The following is a 20895-nucleotide window of genomic DNA, read 5'->3' as shown; positions in this document are numbered from 1 at the left end:
CCGCTTAGATTTCTATGCTGGTCTTTATAAGCACACTAAAAACAACAAAAGGCCGCAAAATTGCGGCCTCCAATGCTGTGTAATCAATAAGCCTTTTCACTATCGGCGCTATGAAAGTGCAAGTTATATGAAAGTGATCGCTCTATGGAAATGATAGTTTTATTAAAACGATAGTACAGTGCTTTCTAAAGCTTTCACATCTAGCGTGATACGCCCCTCGCCGCTTTCAACCACCAGCACAGCATTTGCCGAATGATAGAGCTGCTCATCCAGTTGGTATTCACCGTCGGCCAACTGCCATTGGTCAATCAGATCCTCAGGGAGTGACAGCGTCACTGTACCCTTTGGACTATCAGCAAAGTTAGCCAGCATGATCAGCTTCTCGTCATCATCAAAACGCGAGAAAGCAAACAACTGCTCATCGTAGCCGATCCCATGCTGGCGGTTGTGGGTATGCAGTTCTTGGTACTGTCCCATCAGCGCAGGGCTGCTTAGAGAGAAATTCATCAAGCGCTGGTAGAAGTCTCGTAGGTTGCGTTCATCCTCGGTCAACTGGCCGCCATCGAACTCGCCATGGTTCATCCAGCGTTGATGATGGGGCACACCGAAATAGTCAAAGATGGTCGTACGTGAAGCTAAGCCAAAACCAGCATCTTCAGCGCCAGGTTCTCCGACCTCCTGGCCAAAGTACAGCATAGTCGGTGACGTGCTCAGCAAGGTGGATACCAGCATGGCTGGCTTGCCTTTATTGGCATCTCCTGCAAATTCCGGACTTGCAACCCGCAGTTCGTCGTGGTTATCCAAGAAGTGCAGCATATGGTGTTCAATATCCATCAGCTGCTCCTGGACATCCACGATAGCATCCGTTGAGCTCTTGCCTTGCATGACCAACTTGAGCGTATCGTATAAGTCGACCTTGTCGTACAGGTAATCCATTTTGCCAAGGTGAATGTAATCGCGGTAGAGATCCGGCTGGTAAACCTCTGCCATCAAGAAGGCATCTGGGTTAACCTGTTTGATCGATGAGTTCATGTAACTCCAGAACTCCACTGGTACCATCTCGGCCATATCATATCGGAAGCCATCAACTCCCATTGCCAGCCAATACAGGCCGATATCTCGGAACTTCACCCACGAGTCAGGCACTTCCTTGCCTTGCCAAAAAGCAAAATGGGCTGCATGATCTTGCTTGTCGAAACCAGCAGGGAGTTCATCGAAATCTTTGTTGCCATCAGGACGGATACCGTAGTTCACCTTGACGGTTTCATACCAATCATCAAATTCAGGCTGGGCCAATCGCGAGCCATTCCCCGTCCATTTGGCTGGGTTTTCTTCGAAAGGCGTCGCTAGCGAAGAATGCGCTTCCCCACCAAGCGGCAGGTAGCCTCCTTCCGCTTCAGGTACTGAGAAACGTTCCCCTGGAATGTAATAAAAGTTGTTGTCTTTGTGGTAAGCAACGCTGGAATCATCAGATGCACCGAAATCTTCCACGCCCTCAGGGTTAGTCAGGCTCTGGTAACGCCTTGCAACATGGTTAGGTACAATATCGATAATGACCTTCAGCCCATGTTGATGTGAACGCTCGATAAGTGCCTTGAACTCTTCAAGCCGATTGGCAGGGTCAACGGCCAAGTCGGGGTTCACATTATAGTAGTCTTTAACCGCATACGGAGAGCCTGCACGACCTTTCACCACACTTGGGTGGTCATCTTCGATGCCAAACTCGGTGTAATCTCGCACCAAGGCATGGTGAGGAACACCGGTGTACCAAATGTGGGTTACCCCTAGGGCCTTAATTTCACTTAATGCCTTATCAGTAAAATCAGCAAACTTGCCAACACCATTTTCTTCCAACGTACCCCAGGGCTTATTGGTCGTGTTGGTGTTGCCAAATAGGCGTGTGAATACCTGGTAAACCACTTCTTTGTTTTGCTTTGCCGTACGCTTGAAAGCGGATGAATGCATAGGATCTGTCATGAAATAAACTCAATACAAGCAAATAGAATCGCTATAGACAATAGATAAGAGAACGGGCAGACGATTGTCTGCCCGACATACCCAATGCTTTGCAAGGTGAGGATTCGAAAAACACCCTGCCTTCGTAGGTATTGTTTAAAACTGCACCCTTACTTTTTAATCAACTCAAGGAAGGTCGCTTCCGCGGTGCTTGAACCCGCACGCTTGGCTTCTTCCATTAGGGTAAGGGCTTTTTGCATATCATTGCTTTCTACTGCCGCTTTAATCTGGCTGTTATAAAAAGCTTCGCTCTCAGGGAGCATCTTAGCCGATGTAGGCGTAGCAACTGCCACGCTTGCTGCCGTTGCCGCAACCGGTGCCGCCGCTGCGACCGCAGGTTTTGGCTGGGTGACAACAGGCGCTGCCACTACCGCTTTAGGCGCTTCACTTGCGCGATATGAACGAAGCGCTGTTGGCTTCATGTCTAATTCAAGCGAGCCGAATTTCTGGTGCTGGATAATAGGATCGGTCACCATCGGGCGGGCTAGTCCAAGTTCTTCCGCTCGCACCCTTTCCGGGTGAGGAATTTGGATTTCACCTTCGCGGTACTCCAGTGGAGAGTACACCACCATATAAGGTGTTTCTGTCTGGCTCAGCTCGAAGCGCTTTTCATAGCGCGATAAGCGGAACATATCAGATGTCTTAACTTCAAACTCATCAAGCTCGATGGAATCGACTACCTCGAAAGTCGGGCTAAGCAGAAGTACCTTAGGCGCAAACACACCATTGGCACGCATCCAACTCTTTAGGTCAACGCGCATACGTTCCACATTCTCAGGCAGTACAAAGCCTGCAAAGTAACTTTTGCCCTCTGCAAAGTTACCGATTTGCGAATACTGATCAACGGCAAAATCAATGCTGTCGCCACTCATTGGGATCCAGGCAAACTGGCTGAAGGCTTCACAGCAAGCCTGCTCTGTAACAGTGATGTCTTTGATTGTTTCTGTTGAAGGGGAAGATGCACAGCCAACAAGCGAAGCTGTCAGCAGTGCTGCTAATGTTAGTTTCATTATTTTCATTTTATCTCCTACACCCATATTACTGACTTGGTATATATTTATTTGGGCATATATCTATTTGCTTTCACTCTACTTAAAAAAGCGAATAGGTATAGAACCAATCGTGACGAAAAAAGGCAGCCCGAGGGCTGCCTTAACAATTTTGTGATTTAGAACCAGATTTCAGTGTGGACACCAACAACTGTTTCACTGTCACCGTTCTTGATGCCGATTTGCTTAGCACTCGCACGATCATCAGCCATAATGTGGCTCACGTAAGGTTTGATCTGTGGTCGACCGAAGTAGTCAGAGTTAACTGTGATTGGAGTTGCTAACTCAACGTTCCAGATATCGCTCTCAACGTCATCACCGGTACGCCCCCAGTAACCTTCTTTACCTTCTTCATGTGCATAAGAAGCAGTCATTTCAACGCGCAGGTTGTCATTCACTTTGTATGAAGGGCGAACTGCAACAATGTAACGTTTCAGGTCTTCCGCACCCCATAACTCATCTAGCGCGCCGATGTAAGTGATTTCAGAGCCCATCTGCCAGCGGTCAGAGATGTTAAGCACACCGTAAGAGGTGAAGAACAGAGATTCTGCATTATCGTCACCACCAGACCAGCCACCGAAATTCACACCACGGTTCTGGGCAATACCTTTACCGTATGCAACGGCAGTCTGAGTCCAACCATCTAGGCCGTAGTAGTCTCGGTTATAGGTGATAGACGCACCGATACCGTCATCATCGCTGTTAGCTTGCGACATGAATTTCAAGTCGAAATCAAAGCTACCGCCAAGCGCCTGAACACCGTAGTAGTACAAGTCAATAGAAGTTAGAGTGGAGCGCTCATCGGCACCGTCTAGTACAATTTTACACTCATTCGGGTTTGTAGAAATAGTGCCGTCTTCTTGCTTACAATCAAGGCTGTAAGAGTCCGCAGAACCTGCATCTGGGTCAGCAGATACAACAGCTAAACCCGCAGTATTGCCACCAAGCTTGGTTTGTACACCGGCACCAACACCTGATGACTGTTTCCAGAATTCACCAGATAGTAAACCTGCAGAACGATTTAGGAAGCGCTGACCACCCCAAACAGATGTATCTTCACCTAGGAATGAAATACCACCAATTTCAACAAAAGTTTCTTTGATTTCAAACTGTGCAGTTGTGTTATCTTTCTGGCTACCTGAAGATGTATAAGCGTAAGAGTTACCATTACCGTACTCAGCTCGAACAACGAAATCAGACCACACACCATTTTGGTGCTCTGTATGTTTCTTAATTACGAACTCAACTTGGTTTGTGCTCTTACCGTGTGTACCAGCAGTTTTGTAATCTGGCTTTCCATATTCAGTATCAACTGTTTCACCTTCAACCATACGGTAGTTCATAGATGCGTATCCATGTACTTCCCAGCCATCGGCAATAACATCAGTTGCAGATTCAGCGGCTACATTGTGTGAAGCTAGCGCGGTAAGTAATGCCGCTGCTACAGGTACTAACTTGTGTTTCATAGGAATGTCCCTTCTTATATTTTTATCGTGACTGCTCTCTAGCAATCTTTTCGGAACTCATATTCAGCCTTGATACAGTTTTCGACATCCTCCTGAAACAGGGAGTAGGAGGGAGGATGAGAGGGGCGTAGTAAATGGGGTGGAGAGGGGTTCCGTGATAAGCCTCACGAAGGTTAGGCGTAAAACTGAAAGAAAATTACAGAACAACCGATAAAAACAAGAAGCCAATCACCTTTATTAAAGTTTGGTGAAACTATTGGTAACTGAATTTTTTTTAATTTTTTAAGAAAAAAAAACTTTCCTTGACTGAAATTTATTTCTCGCTTAAATAACACTATAGATATGTAAAATTAGCAAAGAGATGTACAGGATGTTCGCTAAATTAGCTCAACCATTTCCACTAGGGGCTACATTATGTGATCAAGGGTGTAATTTTTCTATTCATTGCCCAGAAAGCAAAGAAGTCAAACTGGTTTTATTTGATTACAACAACAAAAAAACCTTTATTGAATTAGAAAACCAGCACTTAGATATACATTACACCTTCGTAGCAGGTATAAATAAGGGACAGGTATACGGTTACCAAATTAAAGATAAAAATGAAACCCGCCTTATACTCGATCCTTATGCCCAAGCCCTGAATAAAGTTCCCTATTATATTGAACCCTTTACTGCCGACAGAAGCTGGCATTTCGCCAAATCGGTAGTGGTCGACCACAGCTTTGATTGGCAAGGCACCACCCTGCCCCAAGTTCCGCTCGAAGAAACCATTGTTTTCGAAACCCATGTCAAAGGCTTTACCAAACAGCACCCTGAGATTGAAGAAAAATATCAAGGTACCTATTTAGGCCTCTGCCAGCCAGCCATGATCAACTACTTCAAACAGCAAGGTGTCACTAGCCTGCAGCTTCTCCCGGTTACCTCATGCATGTCCGAGCCCCATTTGCTGAAAATGGACAAGGTTAACTTCTGGGGATACAACAGCCTGTGCTTTATGGCACCAGAGCCTCGCTATGCCACCGAAGACCCGGTCACCGAAATGAAAACCATGGTGAGGGAGCTCCATCGCCACGGTATCGAAGTCATCATGGATATTGTCTTCAACCATACCGCAGAAGGCGGCAAGGGAGGGCCGAAATTCCACTTCAAATGCCTGGACAAGAACTATTACCTCCAGGACTCCGTCAAGAATTACAAAAACCATACCGGTTGCGGCAACACCTTTGACCTGACGTACCAACCGAGCTTGAACATCGTGCTAGACACCTTGCGTCACTGGGTCACTAACTACAAAATCGATGGTTTCCGCTTCGACTTGGCGGCAACCCTAGGCCGCCATGGCGATCGCTTTAATGCCCAAAGCGCGTTCTTCAAGGCTATAGCCCAAGATCCTATTCTCCAAAAGGTAAAGCTCATTGCCGAGCCATGGGATATTGGTCCTGATGGCTATCAACTGGGCTACTTCCCTCGTGGCTGGAACGAATGCAACGACAAATTCCGCGACACGGTAAAGAGCTACTGGCTATGCCAGGAAAACAATGTCAAAGAGTTCGCTACCCGGATCATGGGCTCTCGAGACCTATTCAGTGCCGGTAACTGGCCTGATAAGCTGCCGGTTAACTTTGTGTCTTACCACGATGGCTTTACCTTGCAGGATCTCGTTTCCTACAACCAAAAGCACAACCATGCCAATGGCGAGAACAACCGTGACGGCCATGGCGATAACCGCTCAAACAACCAAGGGGTCGAAGGAGAAACCACTAATTACGCCATACTGAGCCGTAGGGAGCGCCAAAAACGCAATTTGATGACAACCTTGCTGTTTAGCTTCGGTATTCCGCATATCTTGGCGGTCGATGCCCTCTCGCATACCCAGGGGGGCAATAACAACGCTTATTGCCAAGACAATGAGATTAGCTGGGCAGACTGGTCACCGAGCATTGACAAATCTGAGTTTAGCCAATGGCTGGCAACCATGCTTGAACGGCGTAAAACCTATATGTCCCCGTTCATCCGTGCTTTCAGCGGGCAGAACCGCGGCCATCACCGCATTCACTGGAACCGTTCCAATGGCCAGCCAATGAATGCCGAAGACTGGCAGGGGCTAGAAGCGTTTTCTTTATACCTCGGCTTGTTCAATACCGGCAAGGAGCTGCTGTTTTTAACCAACAGTTCGCCGATACCGACTCGCTACCGTTTACCAGAGGGCAGCAAATGGCAAGTGATCTGCGATACTTCTGAATCCAACTTAGGTTCACGGCAAGTCCAAACAACCTATATGCAAGGTGCTCACTCAATGACTATTTTGTACCGTGATTAAGCCCGACCGCAAAGCAATCAAAGATTCAAACTAAATAAAAACAGCCCAACGAAGTCGGCTCTGTTGGGCTGTTTTGTTTTTTCACCTTTAAGCGTCATACGAGGTTGCTTTTAGCCTGCTCAATGATTGATAACGGCAGGCCTAAGCTTAATAGGTATCTCAATGCCTTTTCTTCGCCATTTTGGAAACAGTCATCCCCAACCGCAGCCATTAGCGCCCTTTCCAACAACCTAAAGCTTCGGTATTCACCGATACCAAGTTGGTTCGTCATAAGGTAGTTGTCTGCGATACCCTCTTTCTCAGCCCCCATCAGTAACTGAATGAAAGCACAGATCACCCCGGTTCTATCTGAACCTAGACGGCAATGGACTAAATATGGCCCAGAAGTGGCTGCGATTGTCTCAATCAAACAGCGGATACCATCTTCGAACCCCAGCTCATCGTCGTTTAACGGCTCGTTTCTGTTGGACATGAAATAAACCGTCTCGTACGCGACCGGAATACTATTCACCCTACCTTGCTGCCAACAATGTTTGTAATAGCTCTCAGGTACTAACGGCATCAATTGATCAAGCTCTGCGGCGGTATCGGACAGGTTAATCACATTCCCGATGTGATGCTGTGCCATCAGGGCGAGCACCTTAGCCTGCCTTACTGGCTCAATGTGCTTTAGCTCAGGATGGTTTTCCCTAGAGGCAATGACTGGATGATAACTGCGATACAACCAGTCTGGCTTTATCTTTCCGCCAACTACACTGCGAAAATTAGCTAACTGTGCATCAGAAGAAAAGTCATCTTCATGGTTTTTTATATGGAAGGATTGCCGAGAGGCTTCATAAATCTCTGTTAGTTCATCTTTAGTAGGAGGATGTAAAAATAATAACTGGTTGAAGCCACCATTAAACTGGTTGTTAAAATAATGCCCTTTCATGGCAGAGCTTATTTCAACTGAGACTTGGGCTATATCATCCCATATGACATATTCTATAAATCCGGAATTCCCTATTTTATTAACATCCTCAAAGTGTTTAATTAAACGGTAGCCCTCAGGACTTTTTTCAAACCGGAAATCTTCATCAACCATCCAATTTGTAAATGTCCCTTTTAAATATAAACTTTCACATTGAGACTGAACGGTGAATACAACCTGATTATCTTTGACTTTATAATGCATAATTTTGCATCCGTATACCCCACCGCTTAAAAGCAGTATCCACTGACCATAAATAAAAAGGGCTCTACTTCAACCAAGAAATAGAGCCAAGCCTAACAACAATAATGACAATTAACTGCAGTTACGGATATTAACGATTTTCTGGCAGCAACACGGCAAATGACTCATAAGGCTTAAGAGTCATCGTCGCTGGCAACGATTGATGATGCTCGTAGTTCGCAATCACACATTCAACTTGCTGAGCCTGTAGATGTGCAGGCAGATCAATACTGATCTCTTCTGCGGTAAAGTTGTTGAGCACAAACAAACGCTGGTTTGCATCTGAACGAACGTAGCCAAAGATCTTGTCATGCTCTTCAAACACTGGCTCAAACTCACCGTAGACGATAACAGGCAGCGACTTACGCAGCTCAATTAACTTCTGGTAGTGATAGAACACCGAGTTTTGGTCATCCAGTGCTGCACTGACATTCACTTCAGGGTAATTCGGGTTCGACTTGATCCAAGGCTCAACTGACGAGAAACCGCCATTGGCACTGTCATTCCACTGCATTGGGGTACGGCCGTTATCGCGGCTGTTTTCATGTACCGCTGCCAGCATAGTTTCTGGTGCCACACCGTTTTCGGTACGCTCTTTGTAGAAGTTCAGCGTCTCGATATCCCGGTATTCATCAATACTGTCAAAGGCGACATTGGTCATGCCGATCTCTTCACCTTGGTAAATGTAAGGTGTGCCTTTCATCATGTGCAGTGTCGTCGCCAGCATTTTGGCTGATTCAACTCGGTACTGGCCATCACAACCGTATTTCGACACCACGCGAGGTAAATCGTGGTTATTCCAGAACAAAGAGTTCCAGCCTTCATCAGCCAGTTCTACTTGCCATTTGGTCAATACTTTCTTGAACGTTGGCAGATCCAATGGGATTGGCTGCCACTTATCACCATGCTTCCACGTCAGGCTAATATGCTCAAATTGGAACACCATGGAGAACTCTTCGCGAGCAGGGTCGCTGTATAGTTTGGCAATCTCAGGTGTTGCATCCCAAGTTTCACCCACAGTCAGAAGATCTTTATCACCGAAGGTAGCGCGGTTCATCTGCTGGATAAGCGGGTGCAAGCGTGGGCCGTTGCCGGTGATTTTCTTGTCGATTTCCTTACCAATAAGGTCGATAACATCTAAACGGAAACCACCGATACCCTTGTCGATCCACCAGTTCATCATCTTATGGACTTCCTCTTGAACCTTAGGGTTTTCCCAGTTCAAGTCTGGCTGGCGCTTGGAGAAAATATGCAGGAAGTACTCACCGGTTTGCTCGTCGAACTCCCAGCCGCTGCCACCAAATACAGAACCCATTTCATCTGGAACACCGCCGTCCTCGGCAGGCTGGCGCCAAACGTAGTAATCACGATAAGGGTTGTCTTTCGACTTGCGCGCTTCAACAAACCAAGGGTGCTCATCAGAGGTATGGTTCACCACTAAATCCATAATAAGGCGAATATCACGCTTTTTAGCTTCCGCCAGCAATTGATCCATGTCTTCCATGGTGCCAAACTCCGGTGCGATATCCTGGTAGTCAGAAATATCATAACCATTGTCGTCCATTGGCGATTTATACACCGGCGACAGCCACAGGACATTCACGCCCAACGCTTTCAGATAATCCAGCTTGCTGATAATGCCCTGAAGATCCCCCATGCCATCATTATTGCTGTCGCAAAAGCTGCGTGGGTAGATCTGGTATACGACGGCATCGTGCCACCATTTAGGTGTCATGTTCATGGCAAACCCTCAAAAAAGGCCCTCAAGGGGCTCAGTTTTAGTTGTGTTGTAGTCTAGGTTGATTTCTAGGACAGAAATCGAAGTTGCCGATATCTTATGACGCCGCTTTCACTATGAAAAATACACCACCACACTTGTGATATAGTTTTTTTCTATATCATAAGGGATATTGCCGACAGAGATCACAAGTTTGATTCCTTTCTCTTTGTGACGGATTTCAATAAATGTGAGACTGCTTGCAAAGATATTTTCACTGGTTTTATCGATGGACAAGCACTACCGCCAATTTCTCGCGATAGCCGAATTAGGCAATATCAGCTCGGCAGCACAGCAACTTAACCTTAGCCAGCCTACACTGACCAACAACATGAAAAAGTTGGAGAGCGGCTTGGGAGTTTCCCTGTTCACGCGCCGCTCCAAAGGTGTTGAACTCACCGAGTACGGCAAGCTTTTCCAAGAACAGATCCAAGACCTCAGCCGCCGCCATGACGCCATGCTGGACAAGCTCGCCGATCTCAAAGCGCGGAAAACAGAAAAGATCAAAATGGGTACCGGCGATGCTTGGTGGGAAGTCTTTGTCAAAGAGGCCCTAAACGCCTATTGCGGCCAGCACCCAGGTATTTCAATCCAGCTTGAATTTGGCAATCACCTCAAGCTGATGGACATGCTTATCCATGGCCACATTGACCTTTTCATTGGCCATGAGATCCAAGGGCTATCCCGCCGCTACAATGTGAAATTCACCCCGATCCTGCAAGACAAAGAAGCGCAATTTGTCCATCGCTCCCACCCTCTTCTCATTGCCGGTGATATTGAAAAAGACTATGACGTTTACCCGTTACTGCAAGTCACCCCTGATCAGGACAATTACCAACACCTAATTGAAAACCCGCAGCCTAAACTGCAAGAAAAAGAAAGGAAAAAACTTAGTGAAAGAATTAGTTATGAGATTAATTCGCTAAGTGCCAGCCTAGACTTCCTTGCCAGCTCCAAAGCCATCATGCCCTACACCCAAAGTATGGCTGACTACTTTGCTAAATTTGACATTTTCCCCCTGCCTGAGGCCCAAGCACCGCAAACGGGCATCGTTGGCATTTATCACCTCAATGAATCATTACCAACTCATATATCTGACATTAAAGAAGTTTTAATAGATTTCTCCTAATTACCCCATCTCCGGGGATGTAAGGAGAATGTGAACCGACTTACGTGGTGGGAACATTCCCATTTACCCGCTCGCACTTCCCTGCCATTATCTGCCATCAATAAATGGGAACATTCCCACAAAAATAATTCCAATATTTATGACCAACACATTTCCATTAAAGGGATGAAAAATGATGAAAATGAACCTTACCGCGCTGGCTGTTTCTGCGTCTCTGCTTGCCCCAACAGTGTTTGCCGACGACAGCTTTGTCTTCCACGGCTATGCCCGTTCAGGTATCGGTATCAGCGGTGACAATGGCCAAAACGTTGAATTCAACAAGCAGCAACTAGGCCGCCTGGGTAACGAAGCCGATACGTTTGCTGAGTTTGGCCTCGGCAAAGAAATCTACAACGAAGAGGGTGCCCGGTTTTACTTTGATTCTATGCTGGCTGTGGGCAGTGATGGCTCTAACATTTTTGAATCACTCAAAGATGACGAAGAAAACGGCTTCATAGATTTTCGCCAATTGAATGTGCAAGCGACAGGCATTTTAAAATTTGCCCCAGAAGCCACACTCTGGGCTGGTAAGCGTTACTACCAACGCCATGATGTCCACATTACCGATTTTTACTACTGGAATACATCTGGCGCGGGTGCAGGTATCGAGAACCTAGACCTCGGTGACGGCCGCTTCTCATTTGCCGTCATACGAAACGACGATAACGATATTACTGACACTGGAAACCGCGGTGAGGGACTTAACGTCAACGTTGTCGACATGCGCTATGCCGGTATTGACCTATGGAACAGTGCAGACTTGGAACTGGGTATCAACTACGCCATCACTAACCCTTCCGAAGACGCCCCACAAGAGGCAAAAGACAGCAAAGACGGTGTAATGGCAACCGCGCAAATTACCCAAAACCTAGACAGTGGCTTTAGCAAAACCGTTCTTCAATACGGTACTGAAGGCTACGCCACAGAACTCGCTACGTTCGGCGCCGGTACCACTTACCACGCGAACACCAAAAGCGGTGGTAGTGCATACCGTTTGATCAACTGGGGGGTGGTTAACCTAACCGAAAACATTGAGCTTGGCCACCAACTACTATGGTCTGCGACTATCGACGATGTTGATGCCAACCAGAATGACGACCTGACCTACTTTTCTGCCGTGCTACGTCCTACCTACAGTTGGGACAAACACCACAAAACCATTTTTGAAGCAGGTTACTTCAACAACCAAGATACCAGTGGTAAAGACCTTTCTGGCCAGAAAGTGACAATCGCCCAGGCTTGGAGTGCCGGCGAAGACTTCTTTGCTCGTCCAGAAATCCGCTTATATGGCACCTACTTCTCTAACATCGACAGTATCGACGAAAACAATGTTGTCTCAACGGTAGACTCTGAGTTTAACGTCGGCGTTCAGTTCGAAGCTTGGTGGTAAGCGCTTTTCAATTACCCAAGGCCAAATAAAAAACGGGAAGTGAAAACCACTTCCCGATAAAAAGTGGCAACAGCAAACGCTGTTGCCAAAAAGGACTGAAAAGAACAATAGATAACAGTATTTAAAAGAGGTTTAACTTAGAAGAAGTACTTGAAGCGTACACGAGCACCTTTGTCGTCTAGCTCGCTGAACATTGCACCGTCGTTCAAACGCGTACCTTCTTCATTCAGGCTTGTGTGGAAAGCACCTAGGTAAATTGAGAAGTCTTCCACATCCAGTACATTGGCGAACTCATAAGATGCGTAGAACGTACCAATCTTCACTTTACCGTCATAGAAATCAGATTTTGCATCGAAGTCATTCACACCGTAAACATAACCCGCACCGTCTCGGTAGAAATCATTAGCGGTATCACCCGAGTATTCTAGGAAGGTATCTTGCCCTACTGGGAACATGTCATACGCTTCGAAGCGACCCATACGCAGCTCCCATCCCCCTTGCTCACAAAAAAATAGCTGATTACTTGCTAAAATCGATGCTCCCCCCTTGCCAGAAACCCATTCCCTGCAAAGGTGTATCGGAGGCATTTGCCACCTCAATGAGACTTTGGCTTCACATGTAACATCACTTAAAGAAATACTCATAGAATCAATTTAAAGCCATTAGTGAAATGATTTATATGATTAAGGGCTATTACTTTATAGAGGTAATCTATTTTTATAATTAGACATTTAAAAAGTCACCATTGCCATGGTTATTCACATCACACTAATAAAAGCACAGTTACTACGTGCAACTTACGTATTTTAATAATTAGTTCAAGTAAAATCGCATAAATAAATTCTTACAATTAATAAGAAAGCAGTTTCATACTTTTTTTACAAATAAATACAACAAATAAATGTTTAAAAATGTAAGTTATATAAAGTAATTACATCAACAGAAATATTTCAGAAAAATATTACAGTTACTGAAGGTGATTTCGCAAATTTTTGCCTTTACTTAATATTTATAATCACTTAGAAGAAAACCCATGTCATGACAATGTAAAATTGTGATATTGCTTCCTTTTGTGAGGGTGTTTAGAATTCGCACGACAATGATGTCTTCTAGCAGGGTTATATTGTGAAATATAAATGGACTATACTACCTCTCACACTAGCAATTATTGGCTGTGTTGATGAGAAAGATAATGAGCCCACACCAAATTATAAAGAATTTACTATTAGTGGTGAGCTTCACGGTGCAAGAAATAACTATGGTGCCGTAGCAATTTATGCAGGCAATCAACTTTTAGGTTCGGTTGATTCAAGTCACCGAGGAAGTTACAACTTACCTGTAAACATTAATGACTCAATTTACCAAAAAGTAAGAAACGAACGCCTATATCTAATTTCAACGGCTGATTCAATTCAATTGGCAAGTTATTTAAATTTTTCGCTTCAAGATGCTGTTAGCCTTGGTCACCTTTCGGGCAATCTTTCATCACTGTCAACATCACAATATATTGTGGCTGACTTAAATGACGATGGGATAATTAGCCAAGAAGAATGGCGTCAATTTTCAGAAAACAAACATTCTGATACTGTCAATTCTTCAATCCTTCAGTTCAGTAGCTCACTACAAACTGTCCTTGAAGGTTTAGCAGACAGTAACAGCACAGGCTCACTAAGTTGGCTTACCGGGCTAAAAAGTGGTACGCAATGGAACACCTGGTCTTTAGAAAACAGTGAAGCTCTCGCTCAGAGCTGGTCACTTCTATTTTCTGAACCGCTGGCATCTGAAATCAATAATGTGCTCGAGTTAGGGACAGGGATCCTTGATGACTGGTATCAAAAGAATGATGAGGTTCTTGGCAGTAAACCAGCTCGGTGCGACCTTACTATTATTCCTCCTGGGGATGTTGACCCACATAAAGGCCGAGTGGGTGATAGCTGGACACTCTCTAGCTATATCACAGACCGTGTCACAGGTAGTCAAATTGCCGGCCAGTCACCTAGCTGGACGACAGATAACACTTATGTCGCATCAGTTTCATCTAATGGCTTAGTTAACCTCAACGGTGCAGGCAGTGCCTCTGTTTCAGCATCATATAGTTATGGTGGTGAGAGCTGTATTGATACATTCAACATTACAGTATTTGAGCGTGATGAAATCGTTGACCTTGATAGGATACAAATTGATCTTGATGTAGAAGAAATCAGTGTAAATGAGCAAGTCCACCTATCAGCCATTGCTTACTGGTCAAATGATACAGCCTCTGATATATCCAATGTCATTACTTGGTCTACTGAACCTGCTGAGAATGCGGATATTGATGACCAATGGCTAACCGCTATCAAGCCTGGCACTTTGATTATTCGTGCTAACTATGACGGAAAGCAAGATGTCACGACGCTGACCATCCGTGATGAAGACGTACTTCCACCTCAACTCGAGTCACTATCTTTATCTGGTTACGACTCACCAAAGAAACCGGGTGAAAGCTGGCAGCTTACAGCTACGGGGTTCTATGATGATGAGTCATCCCGTGATCTGACCTATTCAGCAACTTGGACATCATCCAATTCCACTATTGCCACAGTTGCTAATGGTACAGTAATTGCTAACGCCCCAGGACAAGCAACAATAAAAGCAATGATTAGCGGTTTCGAGCAGAGCCAAACAGTTACCGTACTCGAAGAGGATATTGTCGAACCAGAAATAGTATCTATCACGCTTCTTGGAAATAATGAAAATAAACCTGTTGGTGAAAAATGGCATCTATCTGCCGAGGCACTGTTTGATAACGATGATACACGAGACGTTACCACTCAAGCCCAATGGCGAAGCAGCAATAGTGATATCCTAACTGTTCACCAAGGTGTCGTTGAGGCTGTTGGCGAAGGTAGTGCAACGATTACTGTTTCACTACATGGTTTATCAGATAACACCACACTTACCGTTGAAGCCTACGAGGCAGAGCTAGTTGATATTATACTAACCACCGGTGAAACCATTCTGTTTGCTGGTGATAGTTCAGTATGGGGGGCAACAGCAACATTTGATGATGAATCTGAACTCGACTTTTCACGTCGAGCTCAGTGGACATCAAGCAATGAGGCCATTGCCAGTGTTGTTCACGGTATCGTGACTGCACACGCAGAAGGCAAAGTTACCATTACAGCTTCTCACAAAGGCAAGCAAGACAGTACAGAACTAACTGTTGAGGCACTATCACTTGAGTCAGTATCAATTAGCTCAGGTTCTGAAGCACTACGTGTAGGTGAGTCAACCACCTTCGTTGCCATGGGTAGCTATAACAATGGTCAAGAAATCGACGTATCACGCCGTGGTCAATGGAGTTCAGACAATTCAACTGTTGCCCATGTCATGTCTGGAGTGACAAAAGCTATTGGTGTTGGCCAAGCTTCAATCAACTTCGAACTTGATACACAAAGCGCTTCTGCCGCACTGACGGTTACCACAGATGCACCTCAATTAGTGGGTCTTGCAATAAACGGTGATACAGGACAGATCGAGAAAAACGATAGCCGCCAGCTAACAGCCAGAGCGTCATTTGACAACAATGATGAATTTGATGTTATCCCTGAGTGGATTTCATCTAACTCGAATGTATTGACTGTCAATGCTGCGGGGATGATTAGCGCAAAAGAAATTGGTTCTGCAACCATTACCGCGAAGTACCAAGAGCAAACTAGCGCAACCGTAATTGAAGTTATCAGTGACGAGCCAGTACTGGTTGGCCTCGAGATTTCTGGTGATGTCGGTCATTTCCGAAAAGGTGATATCCTGCAGTTGACGGCTACTGCCCACTTCGACCGTGGTGATAGCCAAAATGTTACTACGGATGTTAGCTGGCGTTCAACGGGAGACCAATATGTAACTGTTGAGCACGGGCTAATTGAAGGTATTGCTCCTGGTAACGCCAATATTATTGCTGAGTGGCAAGGTGAGCGTGACTCTCTTGAAGTAATGGTATTATTACCAGATCTAGTGTCCATTGAGCCATCAATTTTCAATAATGAAATGACGATGGTTGAAGGTGATATTCACCCAGGCCAGTTAGTCCTAAGTTTCTCTGATGGCACAACGTTAGATTACTCCCATGCTATTTCAAATTATTATGTAAATACTGACTATGACCAGTCATCAAAACGCATTGCTAATTACCTCAATTCGAGTGCTAGGAAAGAAGGGTTTAGGGCATTCAGAGCAGGCGAAACAAGGTTCAGAATTGACCTATCTGGAGATGAAACCGAACTAATAGAAAGCCTCCGCTATGCTGGTATTGAGGTTTCAGGTTCAGCAAGTTCTCCTCAAGTTAATGTTGACCTGACAGTTCAACATAATGCTAATACTTACATGTGGCACCGTATGAACCTCGGCAGCGAACGTAACCATACAGCTACAGGACAAGTTTTTTATGACGAGAAATTATACCAATTCTGGAGTAAGTCAGAAAACAGTGTCCTACAAGGCATCTATGTCACAGAGTTTGATGGCGAATCAATCAGTGACTATACCTTAATTCTTGAGGGTCTAAAGCTTAACTCAGATATGTCTAGGGTGTTGAGTGATGGTGGTGGTAATGGTTACGTACTGCTTAAAACAGAAAATGCAAACAGGGTTACTGACCAGTACATCTACAACTTAGAGACAAGTGAAATTCACCTAATTGACTTTAGCAGTGTTGATTTTACTCAAGTTGCCATGACTCAAAGACGAGACGTATACAGTTTTACTGAAGATGGACTGCTAAATTACCACCAATTACACACATCAAATCCACGTCGGCTTGTAACATACCAATACAATCCAGAATCGAAGGAATGGATAACGTTAAACGAACGTTCGCATGATCACGGTAATTATACTTGGATTCATCAATTCGACTCAGACAAACACTATATTTTACTTGATACCAATAGTTCAACAAACTCTAGTGGTGGCTACCGCCCACCTGAGCTGAGTTATGTCAATCGAGATTCAGGAAAAATAGATAAGGTTAAAACCTTTGTTTATCCAACTCAGGCTGAGGGGCGTTACTGCTACAATATGACCACCTCCATGAATACAGGGTTCCAGTTACAGTTCGAGAATGGTGTAGTACGTGCATACTGCTTTGCATCAGTTTCTAATGGTCATGATGAGTACTGGTTATGGGATGATATTACTAAATTCCCTGAGGTATTTACGCGAGATGAACGTGAAGCGTGGTCAACTCGAACTCAATTCAACATTGCTAAACATGAAGATCTATTAGTTGCACATGCCACCACTTATAAAGATTCACCAGGAAATACTTGGCGGGAGGCTCATGAATGGGATACGTTTGAATTTACGACGAACGTAGTTCAATTGCCTAATCTTTCCAACTCTACTAGTGTCAATAATGAATTCAACGACACCCATAAAAACTATGATGTTTCTAACTTGAGTCTGCTAAACCCTAAAGCAAACAATGAACTATTAATGATTAGTTACGGTACTCTCATGGTGCAAGACTCTGAAACTGGTGAGTTCCTCGATGATGAGGCTCTATTTGGCCTTCCAACATCAATAACGAGTAATAAGCGTCTATATAAGATGAATGGAACTTGGTACCTTTTCGAAGCAGTACACACTAACAGTGGTACCAACTACTTCTGGCGACTACAACTTCGTGACCCAGAAGCCCTTCCTCATTAATTAGTACTGAGCTAACCGCGGTCCTCGCGGTTAGCTCTTTTTTCCGGTTATATACAATGAAAAAAATGAATCAGAGCACCCTTGGTCTGCTAGTGTGTTTCAGTGCCAGCGGACTTGTTCATGCTGATGCCGATGCCCGAAAAATGGCAATGGGTGGCGTTGGGGTGGCGTCGGCCAGTTATCTTACTGCACCTATGTCTAACCCAGCCATGCTGGCGAATTATAACTCAGATCGTGACAACTTTGGCTTGCTAATACCTGCAGTGAGTGGTTACTCCAACGGTTACATTGAACATGCAGATCGTGAAGACGACCTGTGGAATGCTTCCGCTCAAATATTGCGCTTTCAGTACGCCCAACCTGGTAGCCCAATCCCCCCCCATTTACTTTCAGGCTGGCAACATGCGTTAGTGAACTATGATAGTAGCTTTGGTGTTGCTAATACGAGTGCTGCTATTGCCTTAGCCATCCCAAATAAGTATATGAGCGCTAACCTGTTTATCTCTGCTGAGTCGACTTTCTTCTCATTTGCCAATGTTGATGAGAATGACTTTAATCTTGATTTCAATGGTGGCGATTCAGTCAGTGATATAGGGAGTACTTATAACGAACTCCTTGTTGCCACCGTTGATGTCGGTATTTCTATGGCTAGCCGACATGACTTCAAATGGGGCGAACGTGACATGGCTTGGGCCTTTGGTATCACACCTAAATATCAGGCAATGTACGCAGAATTTGAAAGTGCCCGCATGACTGCCATGTATGATCCTAATGAAATCATGCATGATGTAGACTCCAGTGGGATCAATCTCGATATCGGTATGACATTTAACCCAACCGATAATTTAACTATCGGTATGGTAGGTAAAAACCTGATTTCCCAGTCGATGACCCTGCCTATCGATCAGTTAGGTACCGAATATACAATGGTTGTCGAACCAGCCTACCAACTAGGAATAGGTTATAAAACCAATGTATTCCAATTCGGGTTTGATCTGGATTTGAATGCGCGCCAATACATTGAAGAATTTGGCTATGACAGCCAATTTGCCCGCCTAGGTGCTGAAATTGATCTTTGGCATTGGTTGCAATTTCGCTCTGGTTATAAACACAGCTTGAATAAACACCATGATGATACCATTTCTGCAGGTTTCGGCTTTACACCATTTGGCCGCTTTGGTGCTGATATTGCCTTCGAGTATGGCGATGACCAACTAGGAGCATCAGCCCAATTTAAGCTGACATTCTAATAACCCATTTATCAACTTCAAAAGCCGCTCTCTAGAAATATTGGGTGGCTTTTTTACTTTACAGTAGCCCAAGCTCTTTTTTCGTGGATGCCATTTCGCTAATTTTCAATAAGAGATAAAAAACGGGAAGTGAAAACCACTTCCCGATAAAAAGTGGCAACAGCAAACGCTGTTGCCAAAAAGGACTGAAAAGAACAATAGATAACAGTATTTAAAAGAGGTTTAACTTAGAAGAAGTACTTGAAGCGTACACGAGCACCTTTGTCGTCTAGCTCGCTGAACATTGCACCGTCGTTCAAACGCGTACCTTCTTCATTCAGGCTTGTGTGGAAAGCACCTAGGTAAATTGAGAAGTCTTCCACATCCAGTACATTGGCGAACTCATAAGATGCGTAGAACGTATCAATCTTCACTTTACCGTCATAGAAATCAGATTTTGCATCGAAGTCATTCACACCGTAGACATAGCCAATACCGAAGCCTTTCCACAATACGTTTAGGCCTACAGATGTATCTTTTTCATTTAGCGCATCCATGTAAGCAACGTTTGCATTCACAGATAGGTCATTCATTGTGTAGTTTGCGGTAATACCGTAACCAATACGGTCGCTGACATCATTACCTTCGCTATCAATCACAGCGTCTTTAACAAGGTTTGCTTCAATCGCACCAGCAATGCGGAAGTCGCCCATCTGGTAAGCAACAACCGGACGCAATACAATCGCATCTTTATTCGATTCTACTTCACGACCATGGTAAGTCACTTTCTCATCTGAGGTATTTGTACCGAATAGGTCAGCACGCTCGCCAATCACACTTGCCAATTCAACATAAAGGTTGTCAAAGCTTTGGCTATACATTAACTGGCCTGCTGATGTTGCACGACCACGCGCTTCTTTCATCTGGTAAACATAACCCGCACCGTCTCGGTATAGGTCATTGGCAGTATCGCCCGAGTATTCTAGGAATGTATCCTGACCAACTGGGAACATATCGTAGGCTTCGAAGCGGCCCATACGTAGGTCCCAACCACCTTGCTCACCAAAAGAGAAGTACGCATCATCAAGGTTTACGTCACCGTTTGAATCCATCAACGGCTGCGCTTTGATAGCTAGGTAGTGACCAGTTTCAGTCTTGCGCTCGCCCGCAAATTCTACAAGGACACGGCCGGTTTGGTTATAGTTTGAATCTTTGCCACGGTTTAGCTGATCGGCCTTGTCATTGTCTTGGTAGTTAAAATCAAACTCAACATCACCGCCAATAGAGAAGCTGCCTTGCTCATTATCTACGATGCTGATCCCTGCCGTAGCAGTGAAAGAAGTTGCGATCGCCAAAGCGGCTAGGGACAGTTTGAATTGACCACTGCGTTTCATAAAAGATACTCCGGATAATTGTTATATATGCTAATCATTGTGTTCGCTGCAATTATTGCTAAACTGTTTTAGCAGATCGAGAAATACTTGCTAAAACCATTTAGCTTTGTGATCACCAAAACAATTTGGTGCTTTTTTGTGATCAAGATATATGTCGATAAACACACATGGAATGGTCGAAT

General features: G+C 44.9%; 12 protein-coding genes. 5 read left to right on the top strand and 7 right to left on the bottom strand.

Going from position 1 to position 20895, the window contains the following annotated elements; all coding sequences use genetic code 11:
• Positions 1 to 162: 162 nt before the first annotated feature.
• The 3 genes from ACXAGQ_RS15490 to ACXAGQ_RS15480 form a co-directional block, all read right to left on the bottom strand.
• Positions 163 to 1977, bottom strand: coding sequence for an alpha-amylase family glycosyl hydrolase (locus tag ACXAGQ_RS15490; protein WP_475255032.1), 1815 nt, complete (start codon positions 1975 to 1977; stop codon positions 163 to 165).
• A gap of 149 nt (positions 1978 to 2126) precedes the next feature.
• Positions 2127 to 3035 carry a MalM family protein gene (locus ACXAGQ_RS15485; RefSeq protein WP_475255031.1) on the bottom strand — a complete coding sequence of 303 codons (909 nt, stop codon included), beginning with the start codon at positions 3033 to 3035 and terminating at the stop codon, positions 2127 to 2129.
• A gap of 149 nt (positions 3036 to 3184) precedes the next feature.
• Positions 3185 to 4531, bottom strand: coding sequence for a carbohydrate porin (locus ACXAGQ_RS15480; RefSeq protein WP_475255029.1), 1347 nt, complete (start codon positions 4529 to 4531; stop codon positions 3185 to 3187).
• Between the two features lie 370 nt (positions 4532 to 4901).
• Here ACXAGQ_RS15480 and glgX point away from each other — a divergent pair, with 370 nt between their 5' ends.
• Positions 4902 to 6851: a glycogen debranching protein GlgX gene (glgX, locus tag ACXAGQ_RS15475; protein ID WP_475255028.1), complete on the top strand. Its 1950-nt coding sequence runs from the start codon at positions 4902 to 4904 to the stop codon at positions 6849 to 6851.
• A gap of 94 nt (positions 6852 to 6945) precedes the next feature.
• On the opposite strand, the gene ACXAGQ_RS15470 is transcribed toward glgX, so the two are convergent.
• Together ACXAGQ_RS15470 and ACXAGQ_RS15465 are read right to left on the bottom strand one after the other, a co-directional pair.
• Complete coding sequence (locus tag ACXAGQ_RS15470) at positions 6946 to 8025, bottom strand: tyrosine-protein phosphatase (RefSeq protein WP_475255027.1); 1080 nt, start codon at positions 8023 to 8025, stop codon at positions 6946 to 6948.
• Between the two features lie 130 nt (positions 8026 to 8155).
• A complete protein-coding gene (locus ACXAGQ_RS15465; protein ID WP_475256599.1) occupies positions 8156 to 9799 on the bottom strand; it encodes a glycoside hydrolase family 13 protein in 1644 nt (547 codons plus the stop codon).
• Between the two features lie 271 nt (positions 9800 to 10070).
• Between ACXAGQ_RS15465 and ACXAGQ_RS15460 the strand changes: the two genes are divergently transcribed.
• The gene (locus ACXAGQ_RS15460) at positions 10071 to 10970 is read left to right on the top strand and encodes a LysR family transcriptional regulator (protein ID WP_475255025.1); all 900 of its coding nucleotides are present in this window, start codon (positions 10071 to 10073) and stop codon (positions 10968 to 10970) included.
• A 172-nt stretch (positions 10971 to 11142) separates the two neighbouring features.
• Complete coding sequence (locus tag ACXAGQ_RS15455; RefSeq protein WP_475255024.1) at positions 11143 to 12399, top strand: maltoporin; 1257 nt, start codon at positions 11143 to 11145, stop codon at positions 12397 to 12399.
• A gap of 137 nt (positions 12400 to 12536) precedes the next feature.
• Here the strand turns inward: ACXAGQ_RS15455 and ACXAGQ_RS15450 are convergent, their stop codons facing one another.
• The gene (locus ACXAGQ_RS15450; RefSeq protein ID WP_475255023.1) at positions 12537 to 12986 is read right to left on the bottom strand and encodes a carbohydrate porin; all 450 of its coding nucleotides are present in this window, start codon (positions 12984 to 12986) and stop codon (positions 12537 to 12539) included.
• A 538-nt stretch (positions 12987 to 13524) separates the two neighbouring features.
• Between ACXAGQ_RS15450 and ACXAGQ_RS15445 the strand changes: the two genes are divergently transcribed.
• Both ACXAGQ_RS15445 and traF read left to right on the top strand, forming a co-directional pair.
• Positions 13525 to 18090: an Ig-like domain-containing protein gene (locus tag ACXAGQ_RS15445; protein WP_475255022.1), complete on the top strand. Its 4566-nt coding sequence runs from the start codon at positions 13525 to 13527 to the stop codon at positions 18088 to 18090.
• A 56-nt stretch (positions 18091 to 18146) separates the two neighbouring features.
• Positions 18147 to 19340, top strand: a complete 1194-nt coding sequence (gene traF, locus ACXAGQ_RS15440; protein WP_475255021.1) for a conjugal transfer protein TraF — start codon at positions 18147 to 18149, stop codon at positions 19338 to 19340.
• A gap of 227 nt (positions 19341 to 19567) precedes the next feature.
• Here the strand turns inward: traF and ACXAGQ_RS15435 are convergent, their stop codons facing one another.
• Positions 19568 to 20713: a carbohydrate porin gene (locus ACXAGQ_RS15435; RefSeq protein ID WP_475255020.1), complete on the bottom strand. Its 1146-nt coding sequence runs from the start codon at positions 20711 to 20713 to the stop codon at positions 19568 to 19570.
• Positions 20714 to 20895: the final 182 nt, after the last annotated feature.

The organism is Photobacterium sp. ABD4_091 (assembly GCF_056160145.1).
This window is presented reverse-complemented; position numbering and strand designations above follow the sequence as displayed.